This is a genomic window from Weissella kandleri (assembly GCF_045504165.1).
GTDB lineage: Bacteria > Bacillota > Bacilli > Lactobacillales > Lactobacillaceae > Weissella > Weissella kandleri_A.
This window is the reverse complement of sequence record NZ_JBJJNY010000007.1, coordinates 1-21,891: the sequence shown is the minus strand read 5'-3', so window position 1 is coordinate 21,891 and position 21,891 is coordinate 1. Positions and strand designations below refer to the sequence as shown.

Genomic DNA, 21,891 nt, shown 5'->3' with positions numbered 1-21,891 from the left:
ATGGTTTTGATTTTCAAGGGCGGGCAACGCGTATCGAATTTTAATGAACAGTAGTCTGCTTTATCATGATTAGCGTTCTCATTTTGATGAGGATTTTATTGTCGGTTGGATTTGTGGGTGCCCCTCTGTTTGATGAACTGCGATATGTTATTAATGCAAATCTTAATTAATGAAAGTATGTTAGTCTCATTTAGACCCTTGTTTTGGATTGCGCCCACGCCTGCATGATACGGTTTGTAGGCAAAATGGCCAGGATTATTATTAGTCTTATTTTGGTATCTGCTGCCCAGCTTGTTTATATATTATGGTGAATTGGAGATGTAATTCATTGATATGAGGAGAACAATCATTTAACAAAAGAAAACCCCAGTTAGTCGAGCAAAGCGACTGGCTGGGGTTTAAATTACAGCATTATTTAGCTAAGAACGATTTTTCATTTAAATCTTCGATAGATTCTAAGCGGAAGCCTTTTCGAGATAATAATTTAATGATTTTGGAAAGGGTATCTTCATTAACTTGATCGGGAAGCGTGAAGACAATCCGTTGAGTTAATTCGTTTTGATCAGGGTTTAGCGTGACAGCACTAGAAATGCTAGTATAGCGAGCGACGTATTTGGCCGCACGTACGAGGCTTCCGCGTTCACCATCAGTTAAAAGGGTTAGCGTATATTTACCATTGTTGGTTTGCCATGAGTTGGCAAGCATGTTGAGGAGCGTAGCGTGGGTCAAAATCCCGATAAAGTTATGGTTAGAATCAATGACGGAAATAAATGGTAAATCTTGTAGAGAAAAGATGACGTCATAAAAGGTTGCATCTTCTTGAATAAATTTAGTGCTATTACGCATAATTGAAGTGACCGGATTATTTAAATTTGTATGGTCAATTTGTTCCTTGTAGATGTGCATTTTATAAACGACACCGCGAAAAAGATTGCCGGTTTTATCTAAGATTGGCAATGCACGGAAAGACGTTGTTTCAAAAATTTTAAGGGCATCAGCGATGGTGGTATCTTCACTGACTGTAACCAGCTCATCTTTGGGCTTAATAAGTGATTCAAGCATAATATTCTCTTTCTCTAATATTTATCTAATAATTTTAACATGGATTTCCACTTTTTAAAAGAGCGGCTCTAGAAATAAAAGGGGATTACACCGCGTTTTGAAAACAAAATGGGTTTTTGTGAAAATGATTGGCAAAACCCATTTATTAAGTGTAAACTAATAATACAATCAATTAGCAAAAATTAAATTTAGACAATAGGGGTGGGTTCGCATTGAACTCAGCCCCAAATCTATTTGGAAAGAAAAGGAAAAAAAGATGAAAATTATCGTTGGTTTAGGAAATATCGGAAAAGAATATGATCAAACCAGGCATAATATTGGGTTTATGACTGTCGATGCAATGGCGGCTAAATTAGGAATTACTTTCAAGCAAGAAGCTAACCACCAAGCATTGATTGCGACGGGGATGGTTAATAATGAAAAAGTGCTATTAGTAAAACCCACGACTTATATGAATTTATCAGGTGAAACTGTTGGTAGCCTGGTGCGGTATTATCAATTGAATCTAGACGATTTGTTGGTGATTCAAGATGATATGGATATGGAATTAGGGCGTCTACGGCTCCGCATGAAAGGTTCAGCTGGAGGGCATAATGGAATAAAATCTATTATTGCGCATTTGAAAACATCAGAATTTAACCGTTTGAAGTTTGGCATTGCCCATCCAAAACATGATCAACGGGCAGTGGTTAATTTTGTTTTAGGAAAGTTTAAAGCTGAGGAGACAATTACCGTACAGGCTAGTTTGGATCGGGCTGTGGCGATTATGGAAGCCTTTTGTCAAGGCACATCAATGTCTGAGCTAATGAATCAATTTAATTAATTAAAAAATTAAAATTGATTGTGATTATTGGATCATGAGGCCGGTTAGCTTGTGCTAGCATGCAGTTGACCGGATAAAACCTTGCAACAGGAGAAATTAATGCAATTATCAGATATATTAGTGAAGAATAATCAATTTGAAAAGTTAACTCAGCAACTAGCTACGGGTGGTCGGCATGTTTTAACGGGGGTCTTAGGTGGCGCACGCGCGGTTTATCTGCATGGCTTATGGTCAAAATTACAAATTCCTTTCTTAGTGGTGGCCGATAGCCAATTTCATGCGCAACAATTAACGGAAGATTTAACGAGCTTAGTGGGAGCTGAGCATGTGGTATATTTTCCTACAGAAGAAACAATCAGTGCCCAAGTGGCAATTACGTCATTAGAAGTTGTGCAGGCACGCGTAGAGGCGTTAGAGCACTTACAAAATGATCCACTTGCAGTCGTCGTGACTGGTTATACCGGTGTAACGCAATATTTACCCACGGTGGAAACCTTCAATCAAGCGCAATTAAAAATTAATTTTCAAAAAACAGATTACGATTTAAAAAATTTGCAAGCGCAATTAATGATGATGGGATATCAACGCGCGGAAGCTGTTTTTAATCCTGGCGAATTTTCAGTGCGAGGGTCAATTATTGATGTTTATCCGTTAAATCATGAGAATCCTGTGCGGATGGATTTCTTTGATACCGAATTGGATTCGTTACGTTATTTCAATCCTGAGGATCAAAAGAGCTTAGAGCCCCTTGATGAATTACAGATTTTGCCAGTTACGGATTTAATTGCGACGCCGCAGCAACTAAAAGCCGCGCAAACTAACTTTGAATTAGCCTTTACTAAGGCACGTGATGCCTTGGAAGGCGCGCAGAAACGCCATTTAACGGAAAATTTAGGACCGTTGATTGAAGCCTTAAAACAGGGTACTATTATGCCGGAGATGCGGCAGTATTTAGGATATTTATATCCCGATAAGACGCGCTTGATGGATTATTTACCAGCTGACGGACTCTTAGTTTTAGACGACTATCCTCGAGCGTTAGAAAATGCTAAGCAAGTTGAGCTGGATACCTTAGAATGGTGGACTGATCGCCAAGCAGAGCAATTAGTTTTACAAAGCCCTGATTTGGGAACACCCCTAGCTGCTGGGGTAGCAGCCGATGAGCATCGGAGTTTAGTTTTATCACCGTTAGCGCGTAGTATTGGTAATTTGAAGCAAGATTCTTTGACCCAGGTGATTGTGCGGCCAGCCCAGCAATTTTATAACCAGATGCCTGTGTTAAAAAGCGAACTCGATCGCTGGCAAAAGCAGCAATTTACCGTCATTTTTTTAACTAATACGAGTGAACGGCAACAGAAATTAGCGCAGACGTTTAGTGATTTTAAAATTACTGCAAATCAAGTAAATAATCAGGACTATAAAGTGGGACGCACGCAAATTGGAATTTTGGAATTACATGGTGGTTTTGAGATTCCAAGCTTAAAATTGGTGGTTCTGACCGAAAAGGAAATTTTTCAGACGGTTGTGAAACGGGCGCCTCGTCGACAGACCTTATCAAATGCAGAACGAATTAAAAGTTATAACGAACTTCAAGTCGGTGATTATGTGGTGCACGTAAATCACGGAATCGGAATTTACCAAGGAATTACGACCATTGAAACTCGGGGTGTGAAGCAAGACTACATCACGATTCAATATCAAGGGTCAGGAAAAGTATTTATTCCTATTACACAATTAGATTTAGTGCAAAAATATGTGAGTGCTGGTGAAAAGGCGCCGAAGCTAAATAAACTAGGCGGTACGGAATGGGCGAAGGCGAAACGCAAAGTTGCGGCTAAAGTTGAAGATATTGCAGATGAATTGTTGCAGTTGTACGCTGAACGTGAAGCCAAGCGCGGTTTTGCATTTTCGCCCGATAATAATCGGATGCGTCAATTTGAAGCGGCTTTTCCCTACCCGGAGACTCCTGATCAGCTTCAAGCAACCACGGAAATTAAAAAAGATATGGAAAAAATTCAGCCGATGGATCGTTTGTTGGTTGGGGACGTTGGTTTTGGTAAAACTGAGGTTGCTTTCCGGGCGGCCTTTAAGGCGCTCAATGATCATAAGCAAGTGGCGATGCTGGTACCAACCACTATTTTAGCGCAACAACATTTTGAATCCATGCAGGCGCGCTTTGAAGGTACAGGAGTTAAAATGGCGATGTTGTCACGATTCCAAACGGCTAAAGAAACTCGGGAGATTACGCAGGCCTTAAAGGACCATACTTTGGACATGGTCGTTGGGACGCACAAAATTTTGAGTAAAACGATGGGGTTTGAGGATTTAGGCTTATTGATTATCGATGAAGAGCAACGGTTTGGGGTTAAGCATAAAGAACGTTTGAAGCAATTGAAAACTTCTGTAGACGTGCTGACGCTGACGGCAACGCCAATTCCACGTACTTTAAACATGGCAATGGTTGGGGCCCGTGACTTGTCAGTCTTGGAGACACCACCAGCGAACCGTTTCCCGATTCAAACCTATGTTATGGAACAAAATGGTCGCGAGATTGCTTTAGCGATTGAACGGGAAATGGCGCGTGGGGGGCAGACTTTCTACTTGCATAACCGTGTTGAGGATATTGGAAAAGCACAAGCCTATGTTGAAAGCTTGGTGCCCGATGCGCGTGTCGCAGTCATTCATGGTCGCATGACGGAAACGCAATTGGAAGGCATTTTGTACGACTTTATTCAAGGCGACTACGACGTCTTAGTCACGACAACGATTATTGAAACTGGCGTAGATATCCCCAATGCAAATACATTAATCGTGGAAGCTGCTGATCGGATGGGCTTGGCTCAGCTGTACCAAATTCGCGGTCGGGTTGGGCGGTCGCATAATTTAGCTTATGCTTACTTTATGTACCCAGCAAATCGAACGTTAAGTGAGGTGGGTGAGCATCGGTTGGAAGCGATTCGTGATTTTACGGAGTTAGGTTCCGGCTTTAAAATTGCGATGCGTGATTTGTCGATTCGCGGTGCTGGAGACCTCCTAGGTTCGCAGCAACATGGCTTTATTAATAGTGTTGGTTACGATCTATACACGCAAATGTTACAAGAAGCGGTTCAAGCTAAGCAAGGCAAAGTTGTTGAGCAAAAGAAGGCTGATGCAGAATTGAATTTGAATGTGGAAGCTTATTTGCCAGTTAATTATATTCCTGGAGGCGCACAAAAGATTGAGTTCTATCAACGCATTAGTCGGGCGAAAAATAATAATCAATTTATGGAAATTGAAGATGACTTACTGGATCGGTATGGTGAGTTACCAACGGCTGCGGTTAAATTATTACAAGTGGCTTCAATCAAACGATATGCGGATCAAGTTGGTATAATTAAAATTGATCACGATCGCCAAACCAATAATTTATTACATGTGACCTTTGGAGCGGATGCTGATTTGGAACATGTTGATTGGTTAAAGGTTTTGGAGGCGCAACATTTGCGTGGTCAAGCGGTGGGGCTTAATCCGGCGCGGATTGATATTGTGATTCAACCGAAAATGACGGAAGCTGATTGGCTACTGGGTCTAGAGCATTTCTTGGAGGCTTTAAATGAGCAAACAAATGTTGAATCAGTCACCAAGTAGGCACTTGGCGCAAGGGGTGGGACTTTTAACGCTGACGGGCTTAATAGCGAAAGTTCTAAGCGCAATGTATCGGATTCCTTTGCAAAATATGGTGGGCAATGCGGGCTTTTATGTTTATCAGCAAGTATATCCCCTATATGGAATTGGAGTTGTTTTGGCGTTAAGTGGGTGGCCAATGTTGATTGCTAAAGTGGTTAGTGAGCAAAGTAGTCAGCGCCAGGCTCAAATTGCAGCGGCACGCCTCCATCGAATTTTGGTGGTCATCAGTTTAATTTTATTTAGTAGTATCTATTTTGGGGCGCCAACGTTAGCCTGTTGGATGGGCGGTGATTTACAGTTGATTCCTGTGATTCAAATGGTGGCATGGATGTTTTTATTTATGCCTATTTTAGCCACCACCCGTGGGTATTCTCAAGGTTTATTAAATATGAAGCCAACCGCCATCTCCCAGATTGTTGAGCAGTTAGTACGTGTTTTAATTATTGTTGGGGTAGCTTGGTGGGCCAATACCCAAAAGTGGACAATCTATCAAACTGGGCAAGGTACCATGGCGGGAGCACCTTTGGCAGCTTTAGTAGCGAGTCTGGTCTTGTGGCCTACTTTTCGCCAATTTGGGATGATTCAAGTGCGGACGGATGAACGCGACGCCTGGCCTCAGTTACGTTGGACAGTTTTGGTAAAACGTTTATGGTATGAAGGCGGCTTGCTCGTTTTAGTCACTGCCCTATTAGTTTTGTTTCAGTTGATGGATTCATTTTCGGTTAAAGGTTTACTGGTTCATTCCGGCTTTTTAGCGACGCAAGCTGAAAGTTGGAAAGGAATTTATGACCGTGGTCAGCCCCTCGTTCAATTAGGGATGGTCTTGGCTACAAGTTTAGGAACCGTTTTGTTACCTAATTTACGGCAGTTTTTCGTCCAACAAAAAAAGCAGGCGTTTCAGCTTGATTTTCAACGTTCCTTCCGCCTCTCATTGTTTCTGATTCTGCTTACGACGGTTGGTATGATAGCGGTGATGCCTTATTTGAATCAAACTTTATTTGGGAGTCGCCAAGGCACAGTCATATTAGATGTATATGTTTTAAGTATGATACCCGCAACCTTAATGACTGTTGGTGTGACAGTTTTACAGAGCTTAGACCAAACACGGTATTTATGTTGGAAATTAATGTTAGGCATTGGCTGTAAATGGTTATTAAATCAAGCCTTGATGCCTAGCATGGGCTTGGTAGGGGCGAGCTGCTCTACAGTGCTGAGTCTTAGCCTGGTATGGTTCCTCGTTTGGTGGCAATTGCCCCAAATGCTCCGGCAATCTACACCGTTTGCCCCTCGTTGGTTACTAAAAAGTATATGTTTCACCGGCTTAATGGGAATAATTGTGGCATTAGCGCTATTTTTGCTTGGGAAGCAATTGCCCAATACCCGTTTAATGAGCAGCGTCTTGTTATTTTTGGGCGTGATTTTAGGTGGAGCAATTAGTGCTTTTTTAACGATTTATGGTAAATTATTAACAGTTGATGAATGGCAATTACTACCATACGGCGAACGGCTAATTCAGAGATTTAAAATAAGATGAAATGAATGAGGAATAAAAATGCGAATTGATAAATTTTTAAAAGTTTCGCGCTTGATTAAACGGCGGACCGTCGCCAAAGAAATTGCTGATCAAGGGCGAATTACGATTAATGGTAAGGTGGCTAAGTCTTCTTCTGATGTAAAGGTCGGGGATGAGCTCGCGATTAAATTTGGAAATCGGCTGATGGTGTTAGAAATTGAACGTATCATGGAAACAACCAAAAAAGATGATGCGGAGCACATGTATCGAATTTTACGTGAGGAAGACCTAAATTAGGTTGGATTGGTTCAGGTAATAATAAATATTATGAATTTATTAAGGTCTTGGTGCATTAGTCGACTAATCTGTTTTTTTGTGACATGATAGCGGTATCAAAGGAGTAGTTTCAGGGGGCATCGCATGGCGCAAAACAAGCAAAAAAATGGCAAAATTTATCCCATAGATTCAGCCGGTGCTGAATTTATGCGCTATAACGCGCAGCGTCAAGCCCTGCATATCCGGCGCATCCGGCAAATGCATCAACGCATTATTTATGGCGTAATGTTTATGGTGGTGGTGGTGGCTACTATTACTGGAATTGGAAATTATTCACAGATGCGTGCCGCGGAAGCACAAAGTGTGAATTTAACCAAACAAGTGAAAAAAGCGCAGGCTGATAATAAGCAGTTAACAACGCTAAAAAATAATTTAAGTAATGAAGACTTTGCTGAACAGTATGTGCGGCAACGGTATATGTATACTAAAGATGGGGAGATTGTGTTTAATCTACCTAGTAATCAGTAATTGCGTTAGAATAAAGGCTAAAACAGTAAATAGTTTTAGGCTTTTTTTATTTTAATATGAAAGTTGGAGCGGAAATCATGAAAAAGCAACAGGTCCGACGCCAGTTGATTCAAACGGTAAAAGAGCAACAATTATTTAGGGCGGGTGAACACGTGGTGGTAGCTTTATCTGGGGGCTTTGATTCTTTGCATTTAGCGCAATGGTTGACAGAAGGCCATTTACCACAAGCCCTGCAACCAGTAGTTAGCGTAGTTTATATAAATCATCAACTGCGTGCCGACGCAGAGGTTGAAGAAGCATTTGTCACAGATTGGTTACAACAGCATCGTAGGCAATTCAAACAAGTGGCAATGTTAAAAATGGATTGGCCGGTAAGACCGGAGCATGGAGTGGAAGAACAGGCTCGGCAGCAACGTTATGTTTTGCTTAAGCAACAAGCTTTACAATGGGGAACGTCGATTATAGTTACTGCGCATCATCAAGATGATCAAGCAGAAACCATCTTGTTTAAATTAGCACGGGGCAGCCAGCTGCATCAATTAGGTGGGATGCCTGCGCGTCAGATGATGCCTGACTTTGAAATTCGCCGACCGTTTTTAGCGCTGAAGAAGACAGAGCTACCGTTATTAGTTGATACACCGATTGAAAATTATATTGTTGATAGTACGAATCAAGATACTAATTATGCTCGTAATTTGATCCGGCAAACGATTATGCCAGCTTTAGGGCAGTTGAATCAAAATTTTGCCGAAAATATGGTACGCAGTGGGCAACAATTAATGGCGTTAGAAGCGCTCGCCCAACCGGAAATATTAGCAGCCGTTGCGCGGATTCAAGCTGGCACGTATGATTTTATGCAAGCCGATGAAATGCAGACAAGCTTAGTATTGCAAGCGTGGTTGCAGCAGCAAAGATATTACCAAGTGAAACATCGGCAGTTAACCCAAATTTGGCAGTTAATGCGTAATCAAAGTGTCAATCAAGGGATGGTTCAATTAGTAAAACCATGGGTCGTTTATCGTCAGGGTAAGAAATTGATTTTAAAGCAGGATTCAGACAAAAACTAATGTCTTAAAATGGTTGATTCGTGGTAAAATAATAACGTATATTTAAAAAATTAACATAACGCGAAAGGGCTATTCAATGAGTGAATGGAAAATGGATAACGATATCGAACGTGTTCTGTACAGCCAAGCAGAAATTGCGGAAGCGGCGGCGCGCGTTGGGCATCAATTGGCACATGATTATGAAGGTAAAACACCCATTATTTTAGTCGTCTTAAAAGGTGCCGCATTATGGGCAGTCGATGTGATGCGTTATATGGAGTACACTGAAGTTGAATTTATCAACGTTTCAAGTTATAACGGTGGAATTGCCAGTTCAGGCGAAGTTTCATTAGTAACTGATATTCAAAGTGACGTGCATGGTCGTGATATCATCATTATGGAGGATATTGTCGATACTGGACGGTCATTAAAGTTTATGAAGCAACTTTTGATGGATCGTGGCGCCAAGAGTGTTAAAACAGCAAGCCTATTAGATAAAAAAGAAGGCCGGGTTGTCTCTGAGACCGTGGAGTATATTGGTTTTGATGTACCAAAAGCGTTTGTGGTCGGTTATGGTCTGGATTATAGTGTTGATGGAAAAGAGCTTTACCGCAATTTGCCATATGTCGGTGTCTTAAAGAAATCAGTTTATGCACCAGAACACATCGGGCTCGTAGACGATGCGATTACACCAACGCATTAAATTTAATTCATAATCTTCATAGCTTAGCCGATGATGGCGAACAAAATGTTTGTTACATATTTATGCGAGCGTGAGGGACATGATAAAGTAATTTAATATCAGTATAAAGTAAGAGTATAGTTAAAATATATTCTTAAAAGGAGAGTAGAAGAATGAAGAATCGCCCTAGTGGTAATTTTGTTCGGCAAAGTTTATTCTACGTAATCATGTTGTTGGCTATTTTGGGACTTGTATATTGGGTTATGGGTCCTAAAGATACGACAACAGTAAAGAAGGTTGATACTTCGACGTTTATAAAGCAGCTGGATGAGAAAAAAATTAAGTCAATTCAAGTTCAACCGGGGGCTGGCGTCTATGAGGTGAAGGGTGAATACCGCAAACCTCTTGAAGATAAAAAGTTCAAGGTTGATAACAATAGTATTTTTGCCAAAGTCATGGGTAGCGCCGTGCCAAAAGTAACTAATTTTGAGGCAAGCGTTTTGCCAAATGATTCATCAGTCAAGCAGATTAGTGATGCAGCGGCCAAGACGAACACTAAAATGACCACCAAGCCAGAAGATTCCAATGTTTGGGGTTCATTAGCTGTTAGTTTCTTACCAATGATTGTTATGCTAGGGTTCCTTTGGTTTATGATGAGTGGAATGAGCCAAGGTGGTCGCGGCGGAGCGAGCGGGATGATGAATATCGGTAAGTCGAAGGCTAAACCAGCTGATCCTGCCGATAATAAAGTCCGGTTCTCTGATGTGGCTGGAGCCGAAGAAGAAAAGCAAGAATTGGTCGAAGTGGTTGAATTCTTAAAGAGCCCAAGCAAGTTTACTAAGTTGGGTGCAAAGATTCCCAAAGGAGTTTTGCTTGAGGGGCCTCCCGGAACTGGTAAAACTTTGTTAGCACGTGCGGTTGCTGGTGAAGCTGGTGTACCATTCTTCTCAATTTCAGGATCAGATTTCGTTGAGATGTTTGTGGGAGTTGGAGCAAGTCGTGTCCGTGATTTGTTTGAAAATGCTAAAAAGGCTGCCCCTTCAATTATTTTTATTGATGAAATTGATGCCGTTGGTCGGCAACGTGGCTCAGGAATGGGTGGCGGAAATGATGAACGCGAGCAGACGTTGAATCAAATGTTGATTGAGATGGATGGGTTCTCAGGTAATGAGGGTGTCATTGTGATCGCGGCCACTAATCGTTCGGACGTTTTGGATCCAGCTTTGTTACGGCCAGGTCGTTTCGACCGCAAGATTTTGGTTGGTCAACCTGATGTCAAGGGGCGTGAAGCCATCTTGAAAGTGCATTCTAAGGATAAGCCTTTGGCCCAAGATGTGGACTTGAAAGAAATTGCAAAACAGACCCCTGGCTTTGTAGGGGCCGATTTAGCTAATCTTTTGAATGAAGCGGCATTGTTAGCTGCGCGTCAAGGTAAAAAGCAGATTGAAGCCGATGATGTGGATGAAGCCGAAGATCGGGTGATTGCTGGTCCAGCCAAGAAGGATCGTGTTGTTTCGAAGAAGGAACGTGAGACGGTTGCTTATCATGAAGCTGGACACGCGATTGTGGGCTTGGTTTTGAATGAAGCCCGGGTTGTTCATAAGGTCACGATTGTTCCACGTGGTCGCGCCGGTGGTTATGCCATTATGTTGCCGCGTGAAGATCAGATGTTGATGTCAAAGGATAATGCTGAAGATCAAATCGCTGGATTGATGGGTGGTCGGGCTGCCGAAATGGTTATCTTTAAGCAACAATCATCTGGCGCTTCAAATGACTTTGAGCAGGCGACTAATATCGCCCGTGCGATGGTAACAGAGTACGGAATGTCTGATAAGGTTGGAATGGTGCAATTAGCCAAGAATGGGCAACCTTTTAATGGTCAACATGGACAAGGTGCTGGATATTCTGAAGATACAGCGCGGTTGATTGATCAAGAAGTGCGGCGTCTGACAACAGAAGGTTATGCCCAAGCGCATGATATTATTGTGCAATATGCAGATAAACATGCGGCGATTGCCAAAGCCCTTCTTGAGTATGAGACTTTGGACGAAAAACAAATTCTAAGTTTGTATGAAACTGGTAAAATGCCTGAGAAATCAGGTGATGGAACTGATGAAGTAACACCAATGTCATACGAAGAAGCTAAAAAAGTGGCGAATAAGAAAGTTGCCGAAGCGGTTGAAGAACGTAAGGAAGAACACGTTCAATCAGATGTAAAGGTTGAAATCTTATATCCACGGAATTAAAAATTAAGTGAAAAGGGTCATCCATTGTTCAGCAATGGATGACTTTTTTTGTACCCAGGAGTCTTTTGCGAAGGGCATGTTCGGCGGATAAAAAAATTGTCTGGTTTGGAAAAATAATAAATAAGCAGATTGGTCAAAATTATAAATAGTTAGTGATAGCCAGCAGACAGGTTCATATTAATGCTTTCATTCATTGTCTTACGACGTTTGTGGTGTTATTTCAAAGATGCCCAACAAGCCAAGGATGCAGATGTAAACCAGGAGGTGATTCTGCCTCGTTTGGTTGGAGGAAAATAGAAAAGGAAGGTCATCTCATGAGACGACCTTCCTTTTTTTCACGCAATATACGGTATTTTATTTCAAAACATCAAGCATAAAGTCTTGGAAATCACGGACGAAGCGTTCAACGTCAACATCGACAGCAATCTTTGTCGTTGTCGGGTCATTGAGCCGTTCACGATCGCCAATTGTCCGCCCGTAATCACCAGATGTTTGATCATAGGTGACCCGAGTATTCAAATCAATGGTTTGGACATAGTCAGGATCAATTGCGACGGCCACTGCTAAAGGATCATGCAAAGCAGCGCCGCGGTGATCAATATCAAGACGGTCGTAGGCATCAATGTAGTAGTCCATTAAATCGGCATATAAGCGACCGGCTTCAGTTCCTAATTCACGCCAAGCTTGCGTATGCGTTTTGGTCATTAAGGTCCGTAAAGTTACATCTAAACCGACCATGGTTAAATTCTGTTGATGAGTAAAGGCAAAATCAGCTGCTTCGGGGTCTTGATGAATATTGGCCTCAGTAAATGGGGTGACGTTTCCTGGTACGGTTAACGCCCCACCCATTAAGGTAGTTTGGCCGATTAAGGTAGCAACTTCTGGATCAATTTGAATGGCTGCAGCCAAATTAGTTAGAGGTCCAGTTGGTAAATAAATTAAATGCTCGCCAAATTCATGGGCCGCATCAATTAAAAATTGAACTCCCGACTTGGTTTCAACATTGCGAGTGGTGGTTGGTAATTCAACATTTCCTACTCCGTTTTCGCCATGGATTGCCATTGAAATGGGCATGACATCGAAATGGTTAGTAGTTGATGAGTGTGCCTCGCCGATAAAAACGGGGACATCATCTGCGCCCAGCAGGTGGAGCAAATTTAACGAATTTTGAGCAGCGGTTTCAACCAGCGTATTTCCATAAGAAGCAATAATCCCAATGAGGTCTACGCGTGGATCTTCTACCGCTAAAGCTAGGGCCAAAGCATCGTCAACACCAGTGTCTAAATCTAAAATCATTTTTTTAATTGCCATGAAAGTTCCCCCTTAATTAACTTGTATTTCAGCCGGTAACATGTACTAATTATTGATTAGCCGCTTTAGCCGCATTCATTTTTGGAATTTCAGTTAAGAACCAGTCTTCAAACGCCTTGGCATCAATATCGACGGCCACATGACTGTTCTTTTGACCGCTTGACCACCGATCTTGGAAGTCAGAAATGGTTCCACCGATTGCGGGGCCCTCAGTAATGACATAAATCATGTGGTCTTCAACCGTAAAGAATTCAGGATGTAGGAGATATAGAATTGTATTAACGTCGTGCATTGGCTTACCATCACCTTCGGCATCGTTATAAGCTGTCATGACTCCAGAAATCATTGCGCCAACTTCCCCCATCTTGGCAATGTCTTTAATTGATTGATTTGAGAGCAAAGCTTTCAAAGTCACATCTAAACCAATCATTGTAATATCTAAACCACTTTGGAAGACAATGTCAGCGGCGTCAGGATCAGTAAAGACGTTAAATTCGGCTACTGACGAAACGTTTCCGCCTGATAATGAACCACCCATTAAAATTAAACGCTTAATTTTTGGTTTAACTTCAGGATGTTGTTGCAATAGGAGGGCAATGTTAGTGTAAGCTCCCGTTGCTACAATCGTCATGGCCTGTTCAGCATTATCTAAGACTTCAACCATAGCTTCAATGGCGTCTTTAGTAATAGGTTGATGGGTAAGGGCTGGGAAATCATAGCCAGGCATGCCTGATTCACCATGAATATATGAAGCATCTTTGAATTCACGTTTCAAAGGGGCTTTAGCTCCCATGGCGACTGGAATATCAGTTCGACCGAAGAATTCTTCGAGCTTCAAGAGGTTAGCCGTTGTTTTTTCAACACTGACATTTCCTGCGACCCCGGTCAAGAGTTTGAGGTCAAATTCGGAGTGAGTTAAGGCAATTGATAAAGCAACCGCATCGTCAATCCCTGGGTCCATATCTAAAATAAGTGCTTCTTTTTCAGCCATGATGTAATTCCTTTCGATATTATGCATATTTAGAGTTAATTTTGAAAAAAGTTGAAATAAAAAGAGGCAGGAGTACGCTTCCAAACCTCTTTAAAATAAGCTAGATTACCAAGCAAACAGCCCGGCCATTCCGGCAGAAAGCAATGAAACTAAGATTCCTGAAATCAGCATCAAAGGTACATTTTTAGAAATTAAATTCACCTTTTCATTTGAAACCAAGCCCTTGAAGGCTCCAATAATCATTCCGACCGTTCCAAAGTTGGCAAATGAAGTAACGAAGACAGTCAAGACAGCGATGGCGTGCTTGTTAGCAAACAAACCAGTTCCGGCCATGACGCTCTTTGAAACTTCACCCATAACAACGAATTCGTTTGTAACTAACTTCGTCCCCATGTATTGCGCGATTTGGAAAGCGTCTTGTGGGTTGAAACCAAGTAACCAAGCGAATGGGAACATGATTACTCCGAAGATGTTTTCTAATGAAAGCCACTTCAAACCAGTCAATAAGAAGACTTGGTCAATCAAATTAGCCAAAGCCACGAAGGCCATAACTGAAGCAGCGATGATTAAAATCAACTTTCCAGCACCAAGAATTGAGTCTCCCAAGAATGAGAAGAAAGGCTCTTTCTTAGGACGTTCCATCTTAACGGTACCGTCAGCTTGTTGAACTTCAACCGGTTCATTCACTTCGACGATAATATCATCTTTTTGATCAACGACAACTGGATTTAAGATTGCGGAAATGATGATAGCGCCTAGGATGTTCAAAGGCACCGCCGTCAAAACGTATTGTCCAGGCATCATTTGTGTATATGCTCCGATGATTGAAGCAGTAACACAGCTCATTGACATCAAAGCGATTGTTAAGTTACGCTCTTCGTTCATTTGGGTTAATTGACCCTTAGAAACGGCCAGAACCTCTGTGTTTCCAAGAAACATCATTTCGATTGAGAAGAAAGCTTCAAAACGTGGTTGACCAGTGATGAATGAAAGACCCTTCCCAATCCATTTAACTAGCCAAGGTAAGAAGCCGATGTAAGTTAGGATGTCAAATAAAGGTACGACCAAAAGAATTGGCATCAAGGCAGAGGTAACGAAATTCATGTTACCATCAAGAGTTCCCCCAGCCCCGGGAATTGTTTTTGAAACAAAATCAGGAAGCGCAAAGGCAATTCCTTTGTATGAAGTTGCTACAAGCCAATTGAACCCATTGGCAGCGGCTACGACGGCTTGGCGTCCAGCGCTGAAGTTGACGAAGAACCAAGCTAAGAATAATTGCAAGGCCGTTACAATTCCAACGGACTTCCATTGAATATGCTTTCTATCACGAGAGAAGAGATACGCCACTCCAATCGTAACGAAAATTCCGACGATGTTAATAAGTAAATACATGATCGAATCCTTTCGAAAATACAGATGAGAAACAAAAAAATACCAACAACGTTAAATCGTTTAACTGAAACAAAGAATACACTAATTAAAGTTCGATTGCAACCGCTTTCAAACAATATTATCGATTTCTGTTAAACAATAAAAGTTATTATGTATTATACTATATCTATGATAAAAAAACGGTTACATTTAAGTTATATTTAAGGAACCGACGATAAGGATGTTAAAAGTATGAAAAAAGCTTCGATTAAGGATGTTGCTAAACTTGCCGGGGTCTCAATTGCAACCGTGTCACAAATTATTAATAATAAACAAGAACGCTTTTCTGAAGAAACAATTAATAAAGTGATAGCCGCTCGAGATGAGTTAGGTTACGTTGCCAATGTGGCGGCCAAAGAATTGAAAGGCTCAAAAAGTCCTCTAATTGGGGTTATTATCCCTTCTTTTCGGTTGCCATTTTTTGCGGATTTAATTCAAAGTATGCAGATGAATGTGCCAGACCACATTGACTTGGTTTTCATGGGTGCTACAGATGAAAATTTGGAGAAATCAATTTATGCATTGGTTGATCGTGGCGTGGACGCGTTGATTTTTGGACGCCCCATCCCCAAGCATAAAGCTGTGAGCCAGTTTTTAAATAAACGCGGAATCCCATTCCTTTCATTAGATCAAAGTGTCGATTTAGGAGCGAAAGATCGCGTGATGGTGCAAGAAAAGCAAGGCGGGCATTTAGCTGCTGAACATTTAGTGGCTTTGGGGCACCAAAAAATTGCGTTATTAATGGCTGACACGATGACTGATAATATGCATCAACGCGAATACGGCTTTTTAGAAACATTAACGCAGCATCATTTAAAACCAGTAGCACGCCTGCAAACGGCCTTATCAAAACATGGTGGTTTAGCCGCAACCGATGCCGTGATAGCAAGTGGGGCCACGGCGGTTTTTGCGTTAAATGATGAAATTGCGATTGGATTAGTACGTGGTTTATATAATCAAGGGGTTCAGGTGCCCGCGGATATTTCAGTGGTGGGCTATGACGATACGGATTATGCTGAATTTACTGTGCCGGCCTTAACGACGGTGCGCCAACCTGTGCAACAAATTGGCAGAGCCGCCTTAAATTTAATCATTAAACGGTTAGAAAATTTGAATCGGTCACAACAGATGAATATGTTAGATTTACAATTGATTGAACGTGAATCAACAGGCCCAGTCCCTGGGGGCACAGCTTAATGATAAGTATTTTATGCTGCTCATTTGGCATAATTAAAGATTGACAATTGGTGGGAAAATTAATAAGATATCCTTGAGTTGAGTAAAACGTTTTACCTAAAGTAGGAACACGGTTTAGAGATTATAAGGGGATGCTAAATGCAAAAAGTTGTGGTGATTGGAAGTCTAAATATTGATGTTGCTTTGATGCTTGATCATTTGCCAGCGCAGGGGGCAACGATTACGGTGGAAGACGAAGCGGAAAATTTTGGTGGTAAAGGTGCTAACCAAGCGGTGGCGGCTGTTCGTCAAGGAGCCGAAGTGACATTTATTGGTGCCGTGGGGGCTGATGAACGGGGAAAAGCTTTTAAAGCCTTATTAGCAGATGAGGGAATTGATACCCAATATATCTATACTAAGGAACAACAACCCACTGGTTCAGCGACGATTTTACTAGAAGCTGACGGGCACAATACTATCATGGTGCATGGTGGTGCCAATATGGCTTTGACAGTGGCAGATGTGCAAGCAGCCGCAGCAGCCTTAATGGAAGCTGATGTGGTCGTGGCACAGTTAGAAGTACCAAGTGCAGCGGTGGTGGCTGGCTTTGAACTTGCAAAAGCGCATGGAGCTACGACGATTTTAAATCCCGCTCCGGTAACGGCAACATTAGACACGGCGTTGTTGGCAGCAACAGATTTGATAGTGCCCAACGAAACGGAAGCGGCGGCCCTGGCTGGAACCAATCCAACCACTGATGTTGCACTTTTAGAAGCGACGATTGTCGAGCGTTTGCAGAGTCAAGGTGTGAAGAATTTAATTATCACTTTGGGTGGCGATGGGGTATACTATAACGTAGCTGATCAGCAAGGCACAGCTCCAATTTTTAAAGTTCAAGCGATTGATACAACCGCTGCTGGTGATACTTTTATTGGAACTTTGGCAGCAAATTGGAAGATAACGGGCGATATTCAAACGATGGTCCAGCGTAGTAGTAAGGCAAGCTCTTTAGCGGTATCGCGCTCAGGGGCGATTGCTTCGATTCCAATGAAGGCTGAAGTCGACGCGGGATTAGCAGCTGAATAAATTTAATGGAGATGAAAAGATGAATGTACAAGATTTAAATAAAAAGAAAGCCGCTGAATTTGCGACAAAATATATTGAAGCCGGAATGACTGTGGGACTCGGAACAGGTTCAACTGTGGCCTTTTTCTTAGATGCTTTAGCGGAAAAGAACATTGAATTTACCGGTGTTACCACGTCAAACCGCACGGCAGAACGTGGGGCTGAATTAGGCTTGAAGATTGTCGATGTTGATGAGGTTGATCATATCGATGTCACAGTTGACGGAGCAGATCAAGTTGATACTTATTTGAATGGAATCAAAGGTGGGGGAGCTGCCCTATTGATGGAAAAGATTGTAGCTAAAAATTCAAATAAGAACATTTGGATTGTGGATGAAAGTAAAGTTAAGCCAACTTTAGGAACCTTCCCCTTGCCAGTTGAAGTCGTCCCTTATGGAAGTGGTCAATTGGAACGTAAATTGGCAGCGAAGGGCTTGAACCCAACCTTCCGGATGACAGATTCCGGTGAGAAATTAGTAACCGATGGTGGTCACTATATTTTGGATTTGCATTTGAATGGCATTGATAGCCCAGAATTGTTATCACAATTCCTATCAAATGAAATTGGTGTTGTAGAACATGGTTTGTTCTTGAATACTGCTGATACAGTAATTGTTGGTGGGGATGAAATCCAAGTTTTGAATCGACAGCACTAATTTTTGAATGGTTTTGAGCCCTGGTCTCAAGGCCATTTTTTATTTAATCAATTCCACAAAAATTCAGGAAAACATTTTTATGTATCAGCGTTTGGTTTAAGTGTTCATGGGCGAAAAATTCATTTAGGTGCTGCGCATTAATTGGATTGATTTTAATAGAGTAGATAAATGTTACATCGGCGAGTTTGATGTAAATTTATTAAAATCAGTGGTATCTGTTCTTGGAGGATCGGGTGTGTTTGGCATCACCTTGGTAATGCTTTTAATATTACAGTGAATGTTAAAGCTGTTTTAGGGATAATGTTAATTTAAATAAAAAGGACCGATTGGTAAAAATGAAAGATACCCGATATTAGGAAGCGATGGTTATGTGAGGATTATGCTGACGATTTTTGGAAAAAGCCAAATCTGCAATAATGTTATGCTTTCAGTCAATCGTTTTGTAAATGATGATGTGTTTGATAATTAGATTGTTATCAGTGGTCGCCCGGCAATTTAAAGGAATCAGACGTTAGCTACTGATGAATCGATTAGCGATTGGGTTTGAGCATAAGGACTGTTAGTATACTGAATATTTTGTGATTACTATTGTTGTGCAAAGCTAAAATGATTGAGTTGAACCATAAAATATTTAGTTTATTGTGTATATTTTATGGCTAAAAGATGATTTATTTGACTAATGTGGTTTAGTGCACATTAGTTTTTTTATTGCGCAAGATTGTTAGGTAACGGTCCTTTCGCTTAAAATATATGTTAAAATTACTAAATAAAATAAAGAATGAGGTGAAAGAAATGGCTGATACAATTGTACGTGCTGTAACAAAAGATAATAATTTTCGCGCAATCGCCATGGATGGGACTCAGATGCTACAAAAAGCATCAAAATTTCACCAAGCAACACCTTTGGGGGTAGAAATTTTAGGTAAGGCTTTAATTAGCTCATTGTTAGTGGCTAATGCTGTTTTAAAAGGTGACGAACGATTAGCAGTTACGTTAGATGGGCAAGGACCTGCGGGTAAAATCGTAACTGAAGCGAGTGCTACGGGATTAGTCCGGGGCTATGTCACTAATCCCCGAATTGTAACAGATAGTGTTTCTGCTGCAGTGGGAATTGATGGCTTTTTGCAAATCACGAAGGAAATGGATGAAGAAAGCAAGCCCTTTACTGGTTCAGTTCAATTAGCGAATGGGCAGATTGATGACGACTTTACATATTATATGCTCACATCAGAGCAAATTCCGTCTGTGGTTATGGCTCGCGTTAAAATTAATGCGAATGGTCAAGTAGAAGCTGCGGGTGGAGTAATTGTTTCAGCCTTGCCTGACGCCAAAGAAGATGCACTTAAGCAATTTTATGCGGCAGTGGATCAAATGCCAGATCTTGCGGATGTGCTCATGGAAAATCATGCACCATTGGATTTGTTGAGCCCGCTGTTTGGGGCAGGTCAAGTTAAGCAGCTTTCAATTGAAGAAGTCAACTTATACCCAGACATTACTAAGGCAGACTATGCTCGCATGTTGGAAACTTTGCATGCTAGTCAGTTGCAAGAAATGATTGATGATGGTCAAGGAGCTGAAATTGTAGACCGTTTTACAGGTAATAAAATCCAATTTAGTACTGCAGAATTACAAAATATTTTGGAACAGCAATAACTAAACTGAAAATAAAGGAAGAGAAAATGGCAGGAAAAGAAATATCATTAAATGATCAAATGATTGCACGACGCGAAAAAATGCAAGAATTACGCGATAACGGGATTGACCCGTTTGGACATCATTTTAAAGCAAGTCACCATGCGGCAGAACTACATACTAGTTATGATGAGCAAACTATGGAAGAACTAGAAGCTGCGCACGTCCAAGTAACGATTGCTGGACGGATGATGACTAAGCGGCGTTCAGGTAAGATCACATTTGCTAATATTAATGATCGGACTGGATCAATCCAAATTTTTGTGCAAAAGCCCGTGGTTGGTGAAGAAGCATATGAATTATTAAAAAAGTCAGATTTAGGTGACTTGCTTGGCTTTTCAGGGACAATGATGAAGACCAAGGCTGGTGAATTGTCAGTGAATGTTGAAACGATCACGCATTTGTCAAAAGCTTTGCGCCCACTTCCAGATAAGTTTCATGGGTTGAGCGATGTCGAGACACGTTATCGCAAGCGTTATTTGGATTTAATCGCAAATAATGAATCGTTCAAACGTTTTGAACAGCGCTCAAAAATTATTACGGCTATCCGGAGTTATATGGATGGGGATGGTTTTATTGAAGTTGAGACACCAATCTTGCAAAACGCTGCTGGAGGGGCCGCGGCCCGTCCATTCGTGACACATCATAATGCATTAGATATTGATATGTATCTTCGAATCGCCTTAGAACTCCATTTGAAACGGCTTATCGTAGGTGGTATGGAGAAGGTATATGAAATTGGCCGTGTCTTCCGAAATGAGGGAATGGATCCAAAACATAACCCCGAATTTACAGTCATGGAAACCTATGCTGCATATTGGGACTTTAATGATGTTATGGTGGAGACGGAAAACATTGTTAAAGCAGCGGCTGCCGTAGTATCTCCTGATTTAAAGGTTACTTATCAGGGAACAGATTTAGATTTGGGGAAGCCGTTTGCTCGTAAGCATATGGTTGATTTAATTAAGGAAAAGACGGGAATTGATTTTTGGCAACCAATGGACTTAGCCGCGGCTAAGCAATTAGCATCTGAGAATAATATTGAAGTTCAATCATTTTGGACGGTGGGACACATTATTAATGCCTTCTTTGAAGAATTTGTGGAAAAGACATTAGTTCAACCTACATTTGTATATGGTCACCCCGTAGAAGTGTCACCTTTGGCTAAGAAGAATGCTGATGATGCACGTTTTACGGATCGTTTTGAATTATTCATTATGGGCGGCGAATATGCCAATGCCTTTACTGAATTAAATGACCCAATTGATCAACGCGAGCGGTTTGAGGCTCAAGCAGCGGAAGCAGCTAACGGTAATGATGAGGCTGAGGGAATTGATGAAGAGTTCATTGAGGCCTTAGAATATGGAATGCCACCAACTGGCGGACTTGGCGTTGGGATTGATCGGTTAGTAATGTTATTAACGGATACAGATACTATTCGTGATGTTTTGTTATTCCCAACAATGCGTTAAAAATTTATGAAAAGCGTCAAGCTAAGATTTGCTTAGCTTGACGCTTTTTTGATGCTTTTAAAATTAATAACAGAAGGTAGGTAGCGAAGGCTGATTACTTATTAGCATAATCGGTTATGGGAGGGGTTAGTTAATGTTCGTAAAAATAGATATAAATTAGGAGTTGACGAACATTCGGGGATGTTGTATATTAATT

17 protein-coding genes are annotated in these 21,891 nt (G+C 41.4%); 13 read left to right on the top strand and 4 right to left on the bottom strand.

Going from position 1 to position 21,891, the window contains the following annotated elements:
• Positions 1-411: 411 nt before the first annotated feature.
• Positions 412-1,062 (bottom strand): cyclic di-AMP binding protein CbpA, encoded by a 651-nt coding sequence (gene cbpA / locus ACJQWY_RS04600; RefSeq protein ID WP_407076577.1) that lies wholly within the window; start codon positions 1,060-1,062, stop codon positions 412-414.
• Positions 1,063-1,318: 256 nt separating this feature from the next.
• Between cbpA and pth the strand changes: the two genes are divergently transcribed.
• The 8 genes from pth (at position 1,319) to ftsH (ending at position 11,842) form a co-directional block, all read left to right on the top strand.
• Complete coding sequence (gene pth, locus ACJQWY_RS04595; protein ID WP_407076576.1) at positions 1,319-1,885, top strand: aminoacyl-tRNA hydrolase; 567 nt, start codon at positions 1,319-1,321, stop codon at positions 1,883-1,885.
• Between the two features lie 99 nt (positions 1,886-1,984).
• Positions 1,985-5,512: a transcription-repair coupling factor gene (gene mfd / locus ACJQWY_RS04590; protein WP_407076575.1), complete on the top strand. Its 3,528-nt coding sequence runs from the start codon at positions 1,985-1,987 to the stop codon at positions 5,510-5,512.
• Complete coding sequence (locus ACJQWY_RS04585) at positions 5,478-7,085, top strand: putative polysaccharide biosynthesis protein (RefSeq protein WP_407076574.1); 1,608 nt, start codon at positions 5,478-5,480, stop codon at positions 7,083-7,085. Before mfd ends, ACJQWY_RS04585 begins: the two co-directional genes overlap by 35 nt.
• 18 nt (positions 7,086-7,103) lie before the next feature.
• On the top strand, positions 7,104-7,361 hold the full coding sequence (locus ACJQWY_RS04580; RefSeq protein ID WP_407076573.1) for an RNA-binding S4 domain-containing protein: 258 nt from the start codon (positions 7,104-7,106) through the stop codon (positions 7,359-7,361).
• Positions 7,362-7,484: 123 nt separating this feature from the next.
• Positions 7,485-7,868: an FtsB family cell division protein gene (locus tag ACJQWY_RS04575; protein WP_407076572.1), complete on the top strand. Its 384-nt coding sequence runs from the start codon at positions 7,485-7,487 to the stop codon at positions 7,866-7,868.
• 77 nt (positions 7,869-7,945) lie between these two features.
• Complete coding sequence (tilS, locus tag ACJQWY_RS04570) at positions 7,946-8,935, top strand: tRNA lysidine(34) synthetase TilS (protein ID WP_407076571.1); 990 nt, start codon at positions 7,946-7,948, stop codon at positions 8,933-8,935.
• 91 nt (positions 8,936-9,026) lie between these two features.
• On the top strand, positions 9,027-9,617 hold the full coding sequence (gene hpt / locus ACJQWY_RS04565; RefSeq protein WP_407076620.1) for a hypoxanthine phosphoribosyltransferase: 591 nt from the start codon (positions 9,027-9,029) through the stop codon (positions 9,615-9,617).
• Positions 9,618-9,769: 152 nt separating this feature from the next.
• The gene (gene ftsH / locus ACJQWY_RS04560; protein WP_407076570.1) at positions 9,770-11,842 is read left to right on the top strand and encodes an ATP-dependent zinc metalloprotease FtsH; all 2,073 of its coding nucleotides are present in this window, start codon (positions 9,770-9,772) and stop codon (positions 11,840-11,842) included.
• A gap of 354 nt (positions 11,843-12,196) precedes the next feature.
• Here the strand turns inward: ftsH and ACJQWY_RS04555 are convergent, their stop codons facing one another.
• From ACJQWY_RS04555 to ACJQWY_RS04545, 3 genes are all read right to left on the bottom strand, one after another.
• Entirely contained in the window at positions 12,197-13,153 is a 957-nt protein-coding gene (locus ACJQWY_RS04555; protein WP_407076569.1) for a nucleoside hydrolase, read from the bottom strand.
• A 49-nt stretch (positions 13,154-13,202) separates the two neighbouring features.
• A complete protein-coding gene (rihC, locus tag ACJQWY_RS04550) occupies positions 13,203-14,144 on the bottom strand; it encodes a ribonucleoside hydrolase RihC (RefSeq protein ID WP_407076568.1) in 942 nt (313 codons plus the stop codon).
• A gap of 105 nt (positions 14,145-14,249) precedes the next feature.
• Entirely contained in the window at positions 14,250-15,536 is a 1,287-nt protein-coding gene (locus tag ACJQWY_RS04545) for a NupC/NupG family nucleoside CNT transporter (protein WP_407076567.1), read from the bottom strand.
• A 231-nt stretch (positions 15,537-15,767) separates the two neighbouring features.
• On the opposite strand from ACJQWY_RS04545, the gene rbsR reads away from it, so the two are divergent.
• From rbsR to lysS, 5 genes are all read left to right on the top strand, one after another.
• Positions 15,768-16,772 carry a ribose utilization transcriptional repressor RbsR gene (gene rbsR, locus ACJQWY_RS04540; protein ID WP_407076566.1) on the top strand — a complete coding sequence of 335 codons (1,005 nt, stop codon included), beginning with the start codon at positions 15,768-15,770 and terminating at the stop codon, positions 16,770-16,772.
• 138 nt (positions 16,773-16,910) lie between these two features.
• Positions 16,911-17,837 carry a ribokinase gene (gene rbsK, locus ACJQWY_RS04535; RefSeq protein WP_407076565.1) on the top strand — a complete coding sequence of 309 codons (927 nt, stop codon included), beginning with the start codon at positions 16,911-16,913 and terminating at the stop codon, positions 17,835-17,837.
• Positions 17,838-17,856: 19 nt separating this feature from the next.
• Positions 17,857-18,531, top strand: a complete 675-nt coding sequence (rpiA, locus tag ACJQWY_RS04530; RefSeq protein WP_407076564.1) for a ribose-5-phosphate isomerase RpiA — start codon at positions 17,857-17,859, stop codon at positions 18,529-18,531.
• 792 nt (positions 18,532-19,323) lie between these two features.
• Entirely contained in the window at positions 19,324-20,184 is an 861-nt protein-coding gene (locus ACJQWY_RS04525; protein WP_407076563.1) for an Hsp33 family molecular chaperone HslO, read from the top strand.
• A gap of 26 nt (positions 20,185-20,210) precedes the next feature.
• Complete coding sequence (gene lysS / locus ACJQWY_RS04520) at positions 20,211-21,695, top strand: lysine--tRNA ligase (RefSeq protein ID WP_407076562.1); 1,485 nt, start codon at positions 20,211-20,213, stop codon at positions 21,693-21,695.
• Positions 21,696-21,891 lie beyond the last annotated feature (196 nt).

What these genes read in the sequence shown, in the direction of transcription:
- cbpA (WP_407076577.1), bottom strand. Translation starts at nt 1,062, where the DNA reads ATGCTTGAATCACTTATTAAGCCCAAAGATGAGCTGGTTACAGTCAGT.
- pth (WP_407076576.1), top strand. Translation starts at nt 1,319, where the DNA reads ATGAAAATTATCGTTGGTTTAGGAAATATCGGAAAAGAATATGATCAA.
- mfd (WP_407076575.1), top strand. Translation starts at nt 1,985, where the DNA reads ATGCAATTATCAGATATATTAGTGAAGAATAATCAATTTGAAAAGTTA.
- ACJQWY_RS04585 (WP_407076574.1), top strand. Translation starts at nt 5,478, where the DNA reads ATGAGCAAACAAATGTTGAATCAGTCACCAAGTAGGCACTTGGCGCAA.
- ACJQWY_RS04580 (WP_407076573.1), top strand. Translation starts at nt 7,104, where the DNA reads ATGCGAATTGATAAATTTTTAAAAGTTTCGCGCTTGATTAAACGGCGG.
- ACJQWY_RS04575 (WP_407076572.1), top strand. Translation starts at nt 7,485, where the DNA reads ATGGCGCAAAACAAGCAAAAAAATGGCAAAATTTATCCCATAGATTCA.
- tilS (WP_407076571.1), top strand. Translation starts at nt 7,946, where the DNA reads ATGAAAAAGCAACAGGTCCGACGCCAGTTGATTCAAACGGTAAAAGAG.
- hpt (WP_407076620.1), top strand. Translation starts at nt 9,027, where the DNA reads ATGGATAACGATATCGAACGTGTTCTGTACAGCCAAGCAGAAATTGCG.
- ftsH (WP_407076570.1), top strand. Translation starts at nt 9,770, where the DNA reads ATGAAGAATCGCCCTAGTGGTAATTTTGTTCGGCAAAGTTTATTCTAC.
- ACJQWY_RS04555 (WP_407076569.1), bottom strand. Translation starts at nt 13,153, where the DNA reads ATGGCAATTAAAAAAATGATTTTAGATTTAGACACTGGTGTTGACGAT.
- rihC (WP_407076568.1), bottom strand. Translation starts at nt 14,144, where the DNA reads ATGGCTGAAAAAGAAGCACTTATTTTAGATATGGACCCAGGGATTGAC.
- ACJQWY_RS04545 (WP_407076567.1), bottom strand. Translation starts at nt 15,536, where the DNA reads ATGTATTTACTTATTAACATCGTCGGAATTTTCGTTACGATTGGAGTG.
- rbsR (WP_407076566.1), top strand. Translation starts at nt 15,768, where the DNA reads ATGAAAAAAGCTTCGATTAAGGATGTTGCTAAACTTGCCGGGGTCTCA.
- rbsK (WP_407076565.1), top strand. Translation starts at nt 16,911, where the DNA reads ATGCAAAAAGTTGTGGTGATTGGAAGTCTAAATATTGATGTTGCTTTG.
- rpiA (WP_407076564.1), top strand. Translation starts at nt 17,857, where the DNA reads ATGAATGTACAAGATTTAAATAAAAAGAAAGCCGCTGAATTTGCGACA.
- ACJQWY_RS04525 (WP_407076563.1), top strand. Translation starts at nt 19,324, where the DNA reads ATGGCTGATACAATTGTACGTGCTGTAACAAAAGATAATAATTTTCGC.
- lysS (WP_407076562.1), top strand. Translation starts at nt 20,211, where the DNA reads ATGGCAGGAAAAGAAATATCATTAAATGATCAAATGATTGCACGACGC.